Annotated in this window: 10 protein-coding genes; all 10 read left to right on the top strand. The window is 56.6% G+C overall.

Features of this window, described 5'->3' with window-relative positions; translation table 11 throughout:
• The first annotated feature begins 440 nt into the window (after positions 1-440).
• Complete coding sequence (locus ACX8ZY_RS07815) at positions 441-1,364, top strand: sugar ABC transporter substrate-binding protein (protein WP_010247907.1); 924 nt, start codon at positions 441-443, stop codon at positions 1,362-1,364.
• Positions 1,365-1,396: 32 nt separating this feature from the next.
• Entirely contained in the window at positions 1,397-2,881 is a 1,485-nt protein-coding gene (locus tag ACX8ZY_RS07820; protein WP_010247905.1) for a sugar ABC transporter ATP-binding protein, read from the top strand.
• Positions 2,882-2,904: 23 nt separating this feature from the next.
• Positions 2,905-3,930 carry an ABC transporter permease gene (locus ACX8ZY_RS07825; protein WP_174819610.1) on the top strand — a complete coding sequence of 342 codons (1,026 nt, stop codon included), beginning with the start codon at positions 2,905-2,907 and terminating at the stop codon, positions 3,928-3,930.
• Between the two features lie 454 nt (positions 3,931-4,384).
• Positions 4,385-5,302 (top strand): nitrogen assimilation transcriptional regulator NAC, encoded by a 918-nt coding sequence (nac, locus tag ACX8ZY_RS07830; protein ID WP_010247899.1) that lies wholly within the window; start codon positions 4,385-4,387, stop codon positions 5,300-5,302.
• A 1,307-nt stretch (positions 5,303-6,609) separates the two neighbouring features.
• Positions 6,610-7,569, top strand: coding sequence for an HTH-type transcriptional regulator Cbl (cbl, locus tag ACX8ZY_RS07835; RefSeq protein ID WP_010247887.1), 960 nt, complete (start codon positions 6,610-6,612; stop codon positions 7,567-7,569).
• 160 nt (positions 7,570-7,729) lie between these two features.
• Complete coding sequence (locus tag ACX8ZY_RS07840) at positions 7,730-9,187, top strand: NAD-dependent succinate-semialdehyde dehydrogenase (RefSeq protein WP_022624968.1); 1,458 nt, start codon at positions 7,730-7,732, stop codon at positions 9,185-9,187.
• A gap of 443 nt (positions 9,188-9,630) precedes the next feature.
• Complete coding sequence (locus ACX8ZY_RS07845) at positions 9,631-11,100, top strand: aldehyde dehydrogenase family protein (protein ID WP_022624966.1); 1,470 nt, start codon at positions 9,631-9,633, stop codon at positions 11,098-11,100.
• 28 nt (positions 11,101-11,128) lie between these two features.
• Entirely contained in the window at positions 11,129-11,797 is a 669-nt protein-coding gene (locus tag ACX8ZY_RS07850) for a haloacid dehalogenase type II (protein ID WP_010247881.1), read from the top strand.
• Positions 11,798-11,807: 10 nt separating this feature from the next.
• On the top strand, positions 11,808-13,085 hold the full coding sequence (locus tag ACX8ZY_RS07855) for an NAD(P)/FAD-dependent oxidoreductase (protein ID WP_022624965.1): 1,278 nt from the start codon (positions 11,808-11,810) through the stop codon (positions 13,083-13,085).
• Between the two features lie 82 nt (positions 13,086-13,167).
• On the top strand, positions 13,168-14,775 hold the full coding sequence (locus ACX8ZY_RS07860) for an ABC transporter substrate-binding protein (RefSeq protein ID WP_022624964.1): 1,608 nt from the start codon (positions 13,168-13,170) through the stop codon (positions 14,773-14,775).
• The last annotated feature ends 26 nt before the right edge of the window (positions 14,776-14,801 follow it).

A 14,801-nucleotide genomic window follows, 5' to 3' on the forward strand; every position in this document is an offset into this window, starting at 1 on the left:
GCGTTCAGATGCTCGTAAAAGCAGCGGATTGGCGATTTTTACCCGATTCTGCTGGATTTTCAAACTGCCAACAGGATCTCACTTTGCGGGCATTTCTCCGCAGATGTTAGAGGCATGTCAAAGTTTTGTTGTTTGCCGATGTTAAAACAACCGTTTCAGTGCTTTTATGATAAAAATTTCAAAACGTGATTATATGGAATAAATAAACTGCTTATCATCACGGTCGTCATTATCGTCTGAAAGTGAAACGCTATTTTGAAGTTAACTGTTTGCAGATCAAGTGATTGTGAAAAGGAGTGGTCGATCACAAAAATAGTCAGAACCTGAAGTCTTACCTCAAATTTCCCGAAACAGACGCCAGACAGGCTGGGTGAATGTAAAAGATATTTTTCATTCGCGGTCACAGCCGCTGAGCAAGTTAACAAATAAGAAGGGTCCCTATGAACATTAAAAAAACGATTGTCGCCTCACTGTTAGCCTGCATGTTACCTGCCGCGGTTATGGCAAAAGATATCTCAGTTGGCGTCTCCATGGCGCTGTTTGATGACAACTTCCTCACCATTCTGCGTACCTCTATGCAGAAAGAGATGCAGAAAGATGGCGTTAAAGGGCAGGTTGAGGATGCAAAAGGCGACGTTTCACAGCAGCTGCAGCAGGTTCAGAACTTTATCGGTCAGGGTGTTGATGCGCTGATCGTCAACCCGGTCGATACCAATGCGGTGAAACCGATTATGGACCAGGCGAGCAAAGCGGGTATCCCGCTGATCTTTGTCAACCGCCGTCCACAGGCTGAGCTGACCGGCAAAATGGCCTATGTCGGGTCAGATTCGGAACTGGCCGGACGCTTACAGATGGAAGCGCTGGCTAAAGCGATGAACGGCAAAGGCAACGTTGCCATCCTGATGGGTGACCTGGCGAATGAAGCGACCCGTGACCGTACCAAAGGTGTGGAAGAGGTTGCGGCTAAATTCCCTGGCATCAAAATTGTTCAGAAACAGACCGCCAAATTTACCCGTAACGATGCGGTAGACGTAGTCAGTAACTGGATGACCGCCGGTGATGAGATCAATGCCATCGCTTCTAACAACGATGAAATGGCGATCGGTGCGCTGCAGGCACTGGGTAAAAACCCGGACAAAATCCTGATCGCTGGCGTCGATGGCACACCCGATGCGCTGCAAATGCTGAAGCAGGGCAAGATGGTTGCGACCGTATTCCAGGATGCGCAGGGCCAGGGTGAAGGTGCTGTGCAGACGGCAATCAAACTGGTGAATGGCGAGAAAGTTCAGAAAGTCATCAATATCCCCTACCAGCTGATTACCAAAGAAAACATGGAACAGTTTACCAAGCGTAACCTGAAATAGTCGTTCCCGACCCAGCTGTACGGAGGTGATGTATGAACGCGTTTGCGCTTGAAGCCGAAGGCATCAGCAAGTTCTTCCCCGGCGTTAAAGCTCTCGACAACGTCTCGTTGCGGGTGCGTCCGGGAACGGTACATGCCTTGATGGGCGAAAATGGCGCGGGCAAATCCACTTTAATGAAGTGTCTGATCGGGATGTATCGTCCCGATCAGGGCACCATCAAAATTAAAGGGGAGCCGGTGCAGTTTCAGGACACCATGGACGCGTTGCGTTCCGGCATTTCAATGATCCACCAGGAACTCAACCTGGTGCCTTACATGACCGTCGCCGAGAATATCTGGCTGGGTCGCGAGCCGATGAGATTTGGCTTTGTCGATCACGCCCGACTTAATCAGATGACGCAGGAACTGCTCAACCGCCTCAATATCCGCCTGAAAGCCGATCGGATGGTGGGTGAGCTGAGCATCGCGTCACAGCAGATGGTTGAGATTGCCAAAGCAGTTTCGTGGGATTCAGACATCGTGATCATGGATGAGCCCACCTCCGCGCTGACAGAAACCGAAGTGGCGCATCTGTTTACCATCATTCGTGACCTGCGGGAGCAGGGCAAAGCGATCATCTACATCAGCCATAAGATGGATGAAATTTTCACCATCACCGACGAAGTCAGTATCTTCCGTGACGGCAGTTGGATCGCCAGCGATCAGACGTCGAAATATACCCGCCAGTCGCTGATTACCCAGATGGTGGGACGCGAACTGACCCAGCTGTTCCCGAAATTCAACAGCGCAATTGGTGAAGAGGTGCTGACGGTGCGCAATCTCACCTGCAAAGATCGTTTCACCGACGTCAGTTTCAGTGTGCGCCGGGGGGAGATCCTCGGCGTCGCCGGACTGGTGGGTGCGGGTCGCAGCGAGGTGATGGAGAGCCTGTTCGGCATGGAGAGCTTCGACAGCGGCGAGATCTTAATTGATGGCGTGCCGGTGACGATCGACTCACCCTCAACCGCGATTGAAAAGGGCATGGCGTTCCTCACCGAAGACCGTAAAAAGTCCGGCCTGTTTCTGGTGCTATCGGTGATGGAGAACATGAGCATCGTTAACATGCCGGAGTACAGCGGCAAAAGCGGGTTTGTCAGCCATGTGAAGATGGCGCAGGACTGCATGGATCAAATCCGTCGTCTCAACATTAAAACGCCAACCATGGATCAAATCATCAATAACCTCAGCGGCGGTAATCAGCAGAAAGTCCTGATTGCCCGCTGGCTGCTGGCGCAACCGAAGATTCTGATTCTGGACGAACCGACGCGCGGCATTGACGTCGGCGCGAAAGCGGAGATTTACCGCTTAATCAGTGAACTTGCCAACCGTGGCGTGGCTATCATCATGGTCTCCTCTGAACTGCCGGAAATTCTTGGCATGAGCGACCGGGTAATGGTCATGCACGGCGGGCGTATAACCGGCATCCTCGATAAAGAAGAAGCCGATCAGGAAACCATTCTGTCGTTGGCATCCGAGTGAGGCGCGAGACCACTATGAGCAATATGAAAGCTACTGCCACCCCGGCAGCCCCGCAGCAACCCTCTTTTTTTGCCAGCCTGCGTCATAAATTGCCGAAAGATACCGGCATTTTCGTGGTGATGGTAGGGATTGCGTTAATTTTTGAAATGTTCGGCTGGTACGTGCGTGACCAGTCTTTCTTGCTCAACACCAACCGTCTGATCCTGATTGTATTGCAGGTGGCGATTATCGGGATTATCGCCGTCGGCGTGACCCAGGTCATCATCACCACCGGTATCGATCTCTCCTCCGGATCCATTATTGCCCTGGCGGCGGTGGTGGCCGCGAGCCTGGCGCAGACCTCTGACAGCCTGTCGCCAATGTATCCGTCGCTGGTGAATATGCCTGCGGTGATCCCTATCGCGGCCGGTATCGGCGTCGGTTTGCTGGCGGGCGTGGTCAATGGTGTGCTGATTACCCGCACCGGTATTCCGCCCTTTATTGCCACGCTGGGCATGATGGTGTCGGCACGTGGTCTGGCGCAGTATTACACCCAGGGCAATCCGATCAGCTTCCTTTCCGATGGCTTTACCTCAATCGGACAGGGTGCCATGCCGGTAGTGATTTTCCTGGTGGTGGCGCTGCTGTTCCATATCGCCCTGAAGCATACCCGCTATGGTAAATATGTTTACGCCATCGGCGGCAACATGACCTCGGCGAAAGTCTCCGGTATCAACGTTAATAAGTATCTGATTATCGTCTACACCATTGCAGGCGCGCTCTCTGGCCTGGCGGGTGTAGTACTGGCGGCGCGCGTCAGCAGCGGTCAGTCGAGCATGGGGATGTCGTACGAGCTGGATGCCATTGCCGCAGCCGTTATCGGTGGCAGCAGCCTGATGGGTGGCGTGGGCCGTATCACCGGTACATTGATTGGCGCAGTGATCCTTGGCCTGATTAAAAGCGGATTCACCTTCGTTGGTGTCGATGCGTACATTCAGGACATCATCAAAGGGATGATTATTGTGGCTGCGGTCTCTATCGACATGCACCGTAACCGCAAAAAACGTTAATCAGCAGGCGTTGCCTTCTTCCGGATGCGGGAGAGGGCAACGGCTGCTTTTTATCATCCGGCAATCACCAGCGATAAGAAATCCTGCTGATAGCGGTTACATTTACTCCCTGTTTTTCACGCCTCTGTTCAGGCGCTGCAAGCCTTCATCAGGTGCAATGCGTTTCCACTGCACTCAAACTGTACAGCCTGTCATCACTTTTCTGCACGTCTGACTCGCAGCGTCTGCACTGTCACAGTGCGCCTGACGGCTTTACTCTCTCTTCTCAGCCATTCCTGATCCTTATTAACCCATAAGAGGTAATCAGAAACGCTTATTTTCCGGGCCGTTAGGAAAAATCTGGCTGCTTGATGGCCTGAATTTTTTAAACCTGGCCTGCATCTTGCAAAATCTCTTTTATCAGGGCGATGGGATCAGACCCATTTCGCTATTCGGGGTGAGTGACGGAGGCAAGATGAATTTAAGACGACTGAAGTACTTTGTGAAAATCGTCGATATCGGCAGTCTGACGCAGGCAGCAGAAGTGTTGCACATCGCCCAGCCTGCACTCAGTCAGCAGGTCGCGACGCTGGAGAATGAACTGGATCAGCAGTTGCTGATTCGTACCAAGCGCGGCGTTACGCCAACTGAGGCGGGTAAGATTCTCTATGGTCATGCGCGCACCATTCTGCGCCAGTGTGAGCAGGCCCAGACTGCGGTAATTAACGCCGGTCAGGTGCTGAGTGGACAGGTATCGATTGGGCTGGCCCCAGGCACGGCGGCTTCATCGCTGACCATGCCGCTGTTACAGACCGTTCGCGATCAATTTCCGGAAGTGCTGGTTTACCTGCACGAAAATAGCGGCAGCGTGCTGAATGAGAAAGTGATGAACGGTCAGCTGGATATGGCGGTGCTGTACGATCGCGCGCCCACTGCCGGGATCACCAGCATGCCGCTGATGAAAGAGGATCTGTTTCTGGTAGGCGCCACCGATTACCCGGGAGCCAGCGTCGATCTGGCCGATGTGGCGCAGATGAGTCTGTTCTTACCGCGTGATTACAGCGCAGTACGCAAGCGGGTCGATGAGGCCTTTTCGCTGCGTCGTCTGAGTGCTCGGATCATCGGTGAGATCGAATCGATTTCAACCCTGACCGCAGCCATTTCCAGCGGCATGGGCGTGACCGTATTACCTGAGTCCGCCGCCCGTTCGCTGGTGGGATCCACCGATGCCTGGATGTCACGCATCAACAGCCCGTCATTGAGTCTGCCGCTGTCACTGAACGTCTCCGCCCGGTTGCCGCTGTCACCTTCAGCGCAGGCAGTGAAGAACATTCTGCTGTCGCTGCTGAATAAGCCGCTGAGTGAGGAGCGGGAGTTGATGTTAGTGAGTTAAGAGGGCGCTTGTAGCGGGCTGGCAACCAGCCGGTTTCGCTTTGCAGCGGGTTTCGCTTTGCAGCGGGCTACACTGAGCGGGTTACGCCCGCCAGGCGTATGGGAGTTTCAGGTCACTTAGCCGCGCGTTAGCACTGAGCGGGTTACGCCCGCCAGGCGTATGGGAGTTTCAGGTCACTTAGCCGCGCGTTAGCGCTGAGAGGGTTTCGCCCGCCAGGCGATGAGGAGTTTCAGGTTGCCCGAGCAGGCGGACGCGTCAAGGGGCGGACGCCCGCCCCTTAACAATCCCGGCGTCCGGCTGCCTGCGCGCCCCGCTGTGCGGGGTGCCTTCGTCACGCCCTGCGGCCGACGGACCGTCCGGACTCGCCATCCCTGGCTCGTACCGTCCTTTCGCCGACGTCCTGTCGGCTCATCCTTGCCTGCGGTTGTTCCTCAGCGCTCCGGACGCCTCTGGTAAACCCCCGCCTTTTATTTCTTTATGTTTTCTGTGGTGCTGAGTTGTCTGGTGGCCTGAAAGCCAGTCTCAATTCCTGAAGTTCACCGCAACAATCTCAGTGACCTAAAAATGAGATAACAGTGGGTGGGGTCGAAGGCTATTCTATCTGCTGAGCCGAAAGTCAGAGGCAATCCCAAAAACCATAGCGATAAAGCACTCAACATAAAAAGCAGAGCTAACAGAGGGAGGGGTACGAATGCCACTCTGTCTGCCGACCTGATAGCAAAGACAATCCTGGAGACTCACAGCGACAGCCAACCCAACATAAAAAGAAAAGATAACAGCGAGGGGTGGGGAAGCCGTCAGAACCGCTGAGCGGATGAGGGATTTCAGGACGAGCGACAGGGATGTCGCGAAGAGGCGGGTTCGCGCCAGGGATGGCGCGTCCCGCCGTTCCGTGAGAAATCCTGAAGAGGCGAAGGGACCGCGAAGCGGCGGTGAAGCAGGCCGGAGCCCGGGGTCAAGGGGCGCGGCGACTGGCGCCCCTTGTCGGTCGCCTGCAGAGGCGAATCTGAAACTGCCCGGCTTACCAGGCGAACGAAAACCTCTCATAGCCGGTTCGCGCAGCGAACAAAACCTCTCATAGCCGGTTCGCGCAGCGAACAAAACCTCTCATAGCCGGTTCGCGCAGCGAACAAAACCTCTCATAGCCGGTTCGCGCACCGAACAAAACCTCCTCAGCGCCAGCCCGCCCCCCCAAAACCCACCCCGTTATTCCCTAATGTCATAAATGCGAATTTTTTAGTATTTCCGGTTATCAATAATAGTTCTTACCATCAGATAATCAGATTATGTAAAGGGAGGTAAATACCGTGAATTTCCAGCAGCTTAAAATCATCCGCGAGGCGGCCCGCTGTGAGTTTAACTTAACGGAAGTCGCTAATACGTTGTTTACCTCCCAGTCGGGAGTAAGTCGGCATATTCGTGACCTGGAAGATGAACTCGGGGTTGAGATCTTTATCCGTCGCGGCAAGCGCCTGCTGGGGATGACCGAGCCGGGCAAAGCGCTGCTGACCATCGCTGAGCGTATCCTGGATGAAGCGGGCAAAGTACGACGTCTGGCCGATGTCTTTACCAATGAAACCAGCGGCATCCTGACCATAGCCACTACCCATACTCAGGCGCGTTACAGCCTGCCGAAAGTCATCAAAGCGTTTCGTCAGCTCTATCCTAACGTCCGGCTTGAACTCAATCAGGGTTCGCCGCAGGAAATTGTCACCATGCTGCTGGCGGGTGAGGCGGACATTGGCATCGCCAGTGAATTACTGGTCAACAACAGCAGCCTGGCGGCGTTCCCCTGGTTCAGCTGGCATCACGCCTTACTGGTGCCGAAAGGGCATGAACTGGTGCAGAACCAGCCGGTTTCACTGAGCACGCTCAGCCGCTATCCGCTGATCACCTACCGGCAGGGTATAACCGGACGTTCGCGGGTTGACCGTGCGTTTCAGACGGCCGGTTTAAAACCAGATATCGTGCTCAGTGCTCAGGACTCCGATGTGGTGAAAACCTACGTCAAACTCGGTTTAGGCGTGGGGATACTGGCCGATCAGGCGTGTGAAACTGAAGAGAGTGAAGAGCTGGTACGCCTCGATGCCACCCATCTGTTCGATGCCAGCACCGTATGGCTCGGCCTCAAGCGCGGCCAGCTGCAACGCAACTACGTCTGGCAGTTCCTGGAACTCTGCAACGCCAACCTGTCGCTGGAAGAGATCAAGCGTCAGGCGCTCTCCTACAGCAATGACGACGAACCGGTTATCGACTTCCAGATTTAAGCACACGGCGCATCCACCCGGATGCGCGCCTGTTTCCGCGCGGCATAAAATTTCAAATCACCGCGAAAATCTCCTCTATCGACCTTTCTCACCCCGCACAACAACATCCTGCGCTGACCCGGCGCGATAAAGTGGAATCAGCTGACCACAAGGGGATGATATGTCGCGACTACAACTTAACGATAGCGATCTGCTGCGCCAGCAGGCGCTGTTTAATGGACGCTGGCAGGATGCGCATCAGGGCGCCACGCTGCCGGTTACCGATCCCGCCACGGGCGAAACACTGGCGACAATTCCGGCATTGGGTCGGGCAGAAACCGGGCAGGCGATAGCTTATGCGGAAACGGTGCGCATCAGCTGGGGCAAAACCACCAATGCCAGCCGTGCCGCGCTGCTGGAAAAGTGGCATCAACTGATTATTGAACACGCTGACGACCTGGCGATTATCATGACCGCCGAGCAGGGCAAACCGCTGGCGGAAGCCAGAGGCGAAGTGCTCTATGGAGCCAGCTTCGTGAAATGGTTCGCGGAAGAGGCACGCCGAATCTATGGCGACACCATTCCCGCGCCCAGCGAGGACCGGCGCATCCTGGTGCTGAAACAGCCGGTAGGCGTTGCCGCCGCAATCACGCCGTGGAACTTCCCGATTGCGATGATCACCCGCAAGGTGGCGCCCGCGCTGGCCGCCGGATGCCCGATTATTGTTAAACCTTCTGAGTTGACGCCGCTGTCGGCGCTGGCACTGGCGGTACTGGCAGAGCGCGCGGGCTTCCCGTCCGGCGTGCTGCAGGTGCTGACCGGCCTGCCCACGGAGATTGGCGCGACGCTGACTGAAAGCCGCACGGTACGTAAAATCTCCTTTACCGGTTCAACCCGCATCGGACAGTTGCTGATGCAACAGAGCGCCGACAGCATCAAGCGCCTGAGTCTGGAGCTGGGTGGCAACGCGCCCCTGATCGTGTTTGATGATGCCGATATTGAGATTGCCGTCGCGGGGGTCATGCTCAGCAAGTTCCGCAACGCCGGGCAGACCTGCGTCTGCGCTAACCGCATCCTGGTGCAGCGAAGTATCTATCCGCGTTTCACCGCCCGATTGCTGGAGGCGGTCGCCACTCTGAAAGTGGGCGATGGTTTTGCGCCCGACAGCACTATTGGCCCTTTGATCAATAGCCGCGCGGTAGAGAAAGTGAACGGTCATATCGACGATGCCCTCAGTCAGGGTGCAACGCTGCTGACCGGCGGCATCAGCCAGGGCAACGGGACCTTTGTGCAGCCCACGGTGCTCGGTGAGGTCACCGCCGCCATGCGCATCGCCCATGAAGAGACGTTTGGTCCGGTCGCGCCGCTGTTTATCTTCGATGATGAAGAGGAGGCGATCGCGATGGCAAATGACACGCCCTACGGCCTGGGTGCCTATTTCTTTACCGAGAACATCCGGCGCGCATGGCGGGTAGCGGAGGCGCTGGAGTTTGGCATGGTCGGCTTTAATACCGGCGCAATTTCCCTGGAGGTCGCGCCGTTTGGCGGCGTGAAACTCTCCGGTATTGGCCGGGAGGGTTCCCGCTACGGAATTGATGAATATCTGGAACAGAAAACATTTCACATTGGCAGTCTGTAACTAAAAATGAAAAGAGCCAGCCGGATAATCCGGCTGGCTTTTTTTTGCCTGAGGCTCCGTAAAAACTTACCGGCGTCAAATAATTGTTCTGAAAAATTAAAGAATTTATCAGGGATGTGAAGCGGGTCGTTAAATCGGCGGATCATGTGAACCGGATTGAGCCGCCTGACCCGAAATATCCGCTTTGGTGCAATTTCCGTGCAGGTTGCACCAGCAGGGCGCATAAATTTTGTGAAGTAAATCATCTGTTTAATTGTTCGGCAATTCCGCAAAAAATCCCCCGCCAATACGGCAGAAAATTTTTTTGCACTGTTTTAAACGCATTTTTATTTTTTGCCCGGCTGGCATACTTTCTGCATTAGCTTATTAACAGCGCAGAAACCGGCAGTTTTAAACGCGAATAAACCAGCAACTGATGGGTGTAACAAATAAGGAATTCTTCCATGTTAAGTTTCGACCCGGAAAAAGTTTCTCTCCCGACTGGCCATTATATTGGCGGCCAGCACTGCCAGAGCCAGGGCGCATCCTTTGAGGTTAAACGTCCCTCGGATGGCAGGGTTTATGCCACGCTGCAGGACGCCACGCCGCAGGATGTCGATCGTGCCGTGACTGTGGCGCATCAGGCGCTGAAAAGCAGCGGCTGGTCCGGTTGTCCGCCGCGCGAACGCGGACGGGTACTGCGCCGCTGGGCCGATCTGATTGAGCAGGACGCGCTGCTGGCACAGCTGGAGGCGCTGGGCTCCACCCGGCCGATCAATGACGTGGTGCTGCACGAAATTCCTTTTACCGCCGAAGCGATTCGCTTCTATGCCGAATGCGCTGACAAATACAGCGGGGATCTCTTCCCCACTCGCGACAGCAGCCTGGGCATGCTAATTGCCGAACCTTATGGCGTTATCGCCGCGATTACCCCGTGGAATTTCCCGCTGTCGATGGCGTCGTGGAAATGCGGACCGGCGCTGGCGGCGGGCAATGCGGTGGTGCTTAAACCCTCTGAACTGACCCCGTTTTCTACCGTGCGCATGGCCGAACTGGCCATTCAGGCTGGCTTGCCGGCCGGCGTGCTGAACATTGTACAGGGCAGTGGCGCGGTGACCGGCAGCGCGCTGGTAAAACATCCGCTGGTGCGCAAAGTCTCGTTTACCGGCTCGACGCTGACCGGTCAACGCATTATGAGCGATGCCGCGCAGCACGGCATGAAGCCGGTGACGCTGGAACTGGGCGGCAAAAGTCCGCAACTGGTGTTTGATGACGCGGGTGACCTTGAGGTGCTGGCCCAGCGTATTCTGCGCGGCTTCACCGCCAACGGCGGTCAGGCCTGCGTGGCGGGCACCCGTCTTATTGTGCAGCGCAACATTGCCGATCCGCTGGTGGAGCGGCTGGCTCAGCTCTGCCGGGAGGTTAAACCGGGTGTCACCTGGCAGGAGGGCAGCCGCTACGCGCCGCTGATCGACGAACGACAGGGCAACAAAGTCTGCTCGGTTATTGAGGCGGCAAAAGCGCAGGGCGCAGAAGTGCTGGTGGGCGGTGAGCGTTTTGCCGACACCGACGACGGCTGGTTCTGGCAGCCCACGCTGCTGAGTCACGTGACGCAGGATAACCCGGCGGTCCAGCAGGAGATTTTTGGTCCGGTGCTGACGGTGCAGACGTTTGATGATGAAGAGCAGGGACTGGCGATGGCCGCCCATGACACCTATGGCCTCTGCGCCGGTGTTCACACCCTGAGTCTGCCGCGCGCGCTGCGGGCAATGCGCGCCATCGACGCGGGCACCGTCTGGATCAACCGCTATGGCCGCTCCGGCGACTTCATCATTCCGACCGGCGGCTTTCTCGGCTCCGGCATTGGTAAAGATTTAGGCCGCCAGGCGTTTCAGGCCTGCCAGCGCCAGAAGAGTGTACTCATCGATTTCTAAGCGCAACTGACAATGACGAGGGTGTTACATGGCACTGTTTAAACCGAAATTCATCACGTTTGACTGTTACGGCACGCTGATTCGCTTCGATATGGCGGGTGCCGCGCAGCGCTGTTTCAGCGACCGCGTCGACCCGGACGCAATGCACGCTTTTACCACCGACTTTTCCAGCTACCGGCTGGATGAGGTGCTCGGCGCGTGGAAACCCTATTACGACGTGGTGAGTAATGCCCTGCAGCGCACCTGCAAAAAGTGGGGCGTCCGCTGGGACAAAGCCGACAGCGACTTTATCTACACCGACTGCGCTAGCTGGGGTCCGCATCCCGACGTGCCCGCCGGGCTGGCAAAGGTGGCTAAGGAGTTTCCGCTGGTGCTGCTGACCAACTCGATGAAAGACCTGATCCCGCATCACGAACCGCGTCTGGGCGCACCAATCTATATGGCTATCACGGCAGAAGAGACGGGAGCCTACAAACCACAGATGAAGGGCTTCGAGTACATGCTGGACAAGCTCGGCTGCGGCCCTGAGGAGATCCTGCACGTCTCCTCCAGCTTCCGCTATGACCTGATGACTGCCCACGATCTCGGCATCAAAAACAAAGTCTGGGTCAATCGCGGTCATGAACCGGCGAATCCGTATTACCAGTACACCGAAATCAACGATATCGGCGGCCTGCCTGGCGTCGTCGGACTCTGAGGAACACCCCATGAAACTGGAATCGTTCTGGCAGGCCACCGCTCCGGCCTTTACCGGTGCCGCACGCGAACCGCTGCCCGCACAGGCGGACGTGGTGGTGATTGGCGGTGGCTTCACCGGCATCTCGGCGGCCCTGAACCTGGCGCGCAGCGGCATCAGCGTGGTGCTGCTGGAGAGTGGCGACGTGATGAGTCAGGCCTCGGCGCGCAACGGCGGCCACTGCAACACCGGTGTGGCGCAGAACTTCGCCTCGCTGGTGGCGAGCCAGGGTCTGGAGCAGGCCAGCCGCTTCTACCGGGCGTTTGATGAGGCGGTGAGCTATGTCCAGCAACTGATCCAGGATGAAGCGATCGACTGCGACTTCCGGCTGTGCGGCAAACTCAAGCTCGCCAGCAAAGCGTCGCATGTGGCCGGGCTGCAGGAAGCGTATGAGCTGATGCGGCGCACCGTTGACCCGGAGATCGAACTGCTCGACAAAACCGCAGTGCGTGACGAGATCGCCAGCGATGACTTCCACGGCGGCCTGCTGCAGAAACGTGGCGGTCAGATGCACATGGGCAAGTTCGGCGTCGGGCTGGCTGAGGCCGCCGCCCGCAGCGGCGCGAAGATTTTTCCGCACCACGCCGTGACGAAGCTAGAACGCCTGAAGGGTTATCAGCATCGGGTAGAGACCGCGCAGGGCACCATTCTGGCGGACAAAGTGCTGATGGCGACCGGCTGCTCCAACGTCGGCCCTTTTCCCTGGTTTCAGCGCCGTATTGTGCCGGTCGGCAGCTTTATCGTGGTGACGGAGGCGCTCGACCCGGCGCTGCTGCGCCAGGTACTGCCAAACGATCGCACCTACGTCACCTCACTGAATATCGGCAACTACTTCCGTACCACGGCCGATCGCCGTTTGGTGTTTGGCGGGCGGGCGCGGTTTGCCGTCAGCAACCCGACGTCGGACTCGCGTAGCGGCGAGATCCTGCGCCGGGCGATGACGCAGATGCTGCCACAGCTTGGCCAGTCGCAGGTGGATTACTGCTGGGGCGGTATGGTCGACATGACCGCCGACCGTCTGCCGCACGCGGGTGAACAGGATGGCCTCTTCTATTCGCTGGGCTACAGCGGTCACGGCACCCAGATGTCGGTGTGGATGGGACGCGTCATGGCCAGTCTGCTGGCTGAAAAGCGCACTGAAAATCCCTGGCAGCGCGACACATGGCCCGCGTTGCCCGGCTATCACGGCAAGCCATGGTTTTTACCGCTCGCAGGACTCTATTACAAAGCAAAGGATCGCCTTTCATAACGTCCCGTCGGGTGCTGACCGCCAGGTTATCAGCACCGCCAGAACATGATCCCCGGTTCGCCTGACTATTGAGGGTACAGAGATGAGTAAATTTGATAATAACGACGCTGATGCGGTAAATCCGGCACTGACGCGCATGATCACCGAAGGCTCACTTTCACGCCGCAGCCTGATGAAAATGCTCTCAGCCGGTGCGGTGATGAGCAGCGGCCTGATCACTTTTTCAGGGGCGGCACTGGCGGACGACAAGCCGGTCAGGGGCGGTAAACTGCGGGCGGCGATGTCGAATGCCTCGGCCACCGATACACTGGATCCGGCCAAAAGTAACAACAGTGCGGATTACACCCGCCAGTTCATGTTCTACAGCGGCCTGACCGAGCTGGATAAAAACCTGATGGCGCAACCGGCGCTGGCCGAATCGCTGGAATCCAGCGACGGCATTACCTGGCATATCAAACTGCGTAAGGGGGTCACTTTCCATGATGGCAAACCGCTGACCGCCAAAGATGTCATCTACTCGCTCAGCCGTCACAAAGATCCGACCATCGCCTCTATCGCCTTTAAGCTCGCCGATCAGTTCAAAACCTTCAGCGCGGTCAATGATAACGAGGTGCAGCTGGAGCTGAGCAGCGCTAACTTCGACGTCCCTTATATGCTGGCGACGCCGCCATTTCTGATCGTGCCGGACGGCACCAAAGATTTCAGCAAAGGCATCGGCACCGGTCCGTTTGTCTGCAAAACATTTATGCCGGGTACGCGCACCATCGGCACCAAAAACCCCAACTACTACAAGCCTGGTCTGCCGCATCTGGATGAGGTAGAACTCATCGGCGTCACCGACGGCGCCGCGCGCGTTAATGCCCTGATGTCGGGCGATCTGCAGATGGTCTCCACGCTGACCGCTGCCGACTGCAAGCGCATCAAAGCCAGCAGCGAATTTGGCGTGCTGGAGAGTAAATCGGGCATGTACACCAACCTGATTATCCGCACCGATGTGAAGCCGGGTAACAACGAAGATTTCGTGCTGGCGATGAAATATCTGCAGCCACGTGAAATGCTGGTGAAAACGGTGCTGCAGGGTTACGGCGACGTCAGTAATGACACCCCGGTGCCGCCGTGGCATCCGCTCTATAACGCCGATCTCAAACCGCGTGCGCTGGACATTGAAAAAGCGAAGTTCCACATCAAAAAAGCGGGCATGGCCGGCTCCACGGTGGAGATTATCACCACGCCGAATATCGAAGGGGCAAATGAAGGCGGTCAGATGATCCAGCAGATGGCGCGCGGGGCAGGGCTGAACATCAAAGTGCGACGTGTGCCGTATGACGGTTACTGGTCTTCGCACTGGATGAAAGATCCGGTGGGATATGGCTCGATAAATCCGCGTCCGACGCTCGACATGCTCTTCTCACAGTTCTATCTCTCTACCGCACCGAATAACGAATCGGGCTGGAAAAATCCTCAGTTTGATCAACTGGTGGTCGCGGCACGCGGTGAGCGCGATCAGGCGAAACGCAAGCAGATGTATGGTGACATGCAGACGCTGATTTATGACCACTGCGGCACCCTTATCCCGACCTTTATCAGCTCCACGGATGGCTACAACAAAAAGGTCAAAGGGGTGGAGGCCTGGCCGTCGGGCATGATGATGGGCTATCGCTTCCATGAGTTTGCGTGGCTGAGCGCCTGATACGTTATTTGAGGAAGGAGTACGCC

The organism is Pantoea sp. XAF26B01_ASV70, from assembly GCF_054512635.1.

Bases quoted from the DNA above. Each gene is read 5' to 3' on its own strand.
- ACX8ZY_RS07815 (WP_010247907.1), top strand. From the start codon at position 441: ATGAACATTAAAAAAACGATTGTCGCCTCACTGTTAGCCTGCATGTTA.
- ACX8ZY_RS07820 (WP_010247905.1), top strand. From the start codon at position 1,397: ATGAACGCGTTTGCGCTTGAAGCCGAAGGCATCAGCAAGTTCTTCCCC.
- ACX8ZY_RS07825 (WP_174819610.1), top strand. From the start codon at position 2,905: ATGAAAGCTACTGCCACCCCGGCAGCCCCGCAGCAACCCTCTTTTTTT.
- nac (WP_010247899.1), top strand. From the start codon at position 4,385: ATGAATTTAAGACGACTGAAGTACTTTGTGAAAATCGTCGATATCGGC.
- ACX8ZY_RS07840 (WP_022624968.1), top strand. From the start codon at position 7,730: ATGTCGCGACTACAACTTAACGATAGCGATCTGCTGCGCCAGCAGGCG.
- ACX8ZY_RS07845 (WP_022624966.1), top strand. From the start codon at position 9,631: ATGTTAAGTTTCGACCCGGAAAAAGTTTCTCTCCCGACTGGCCATTAT.
- ACX8ZY_RS07850 (WP_010247881.1), top strand. From the start codon at position 11,129: ATGGCACTGTTTAAACCGAAATTCATCACGTTTGACTGTTACGGCACG.
- ACX8ZY_RS07855 (WP_022624965.1), top strand. From the start codon at position 11,808: ATGAAACTGGAATCGTTCTGGCAGGCCACCGCTCCGGCCTTTACCGGT.
- ACX8ZY_RS07860 (WP_022624964.1), top strand. From the start codon at position 13,168: ATGAGTAAATTTGATAATAACGACGCTGATGCGGTAAATCCGGCACTG.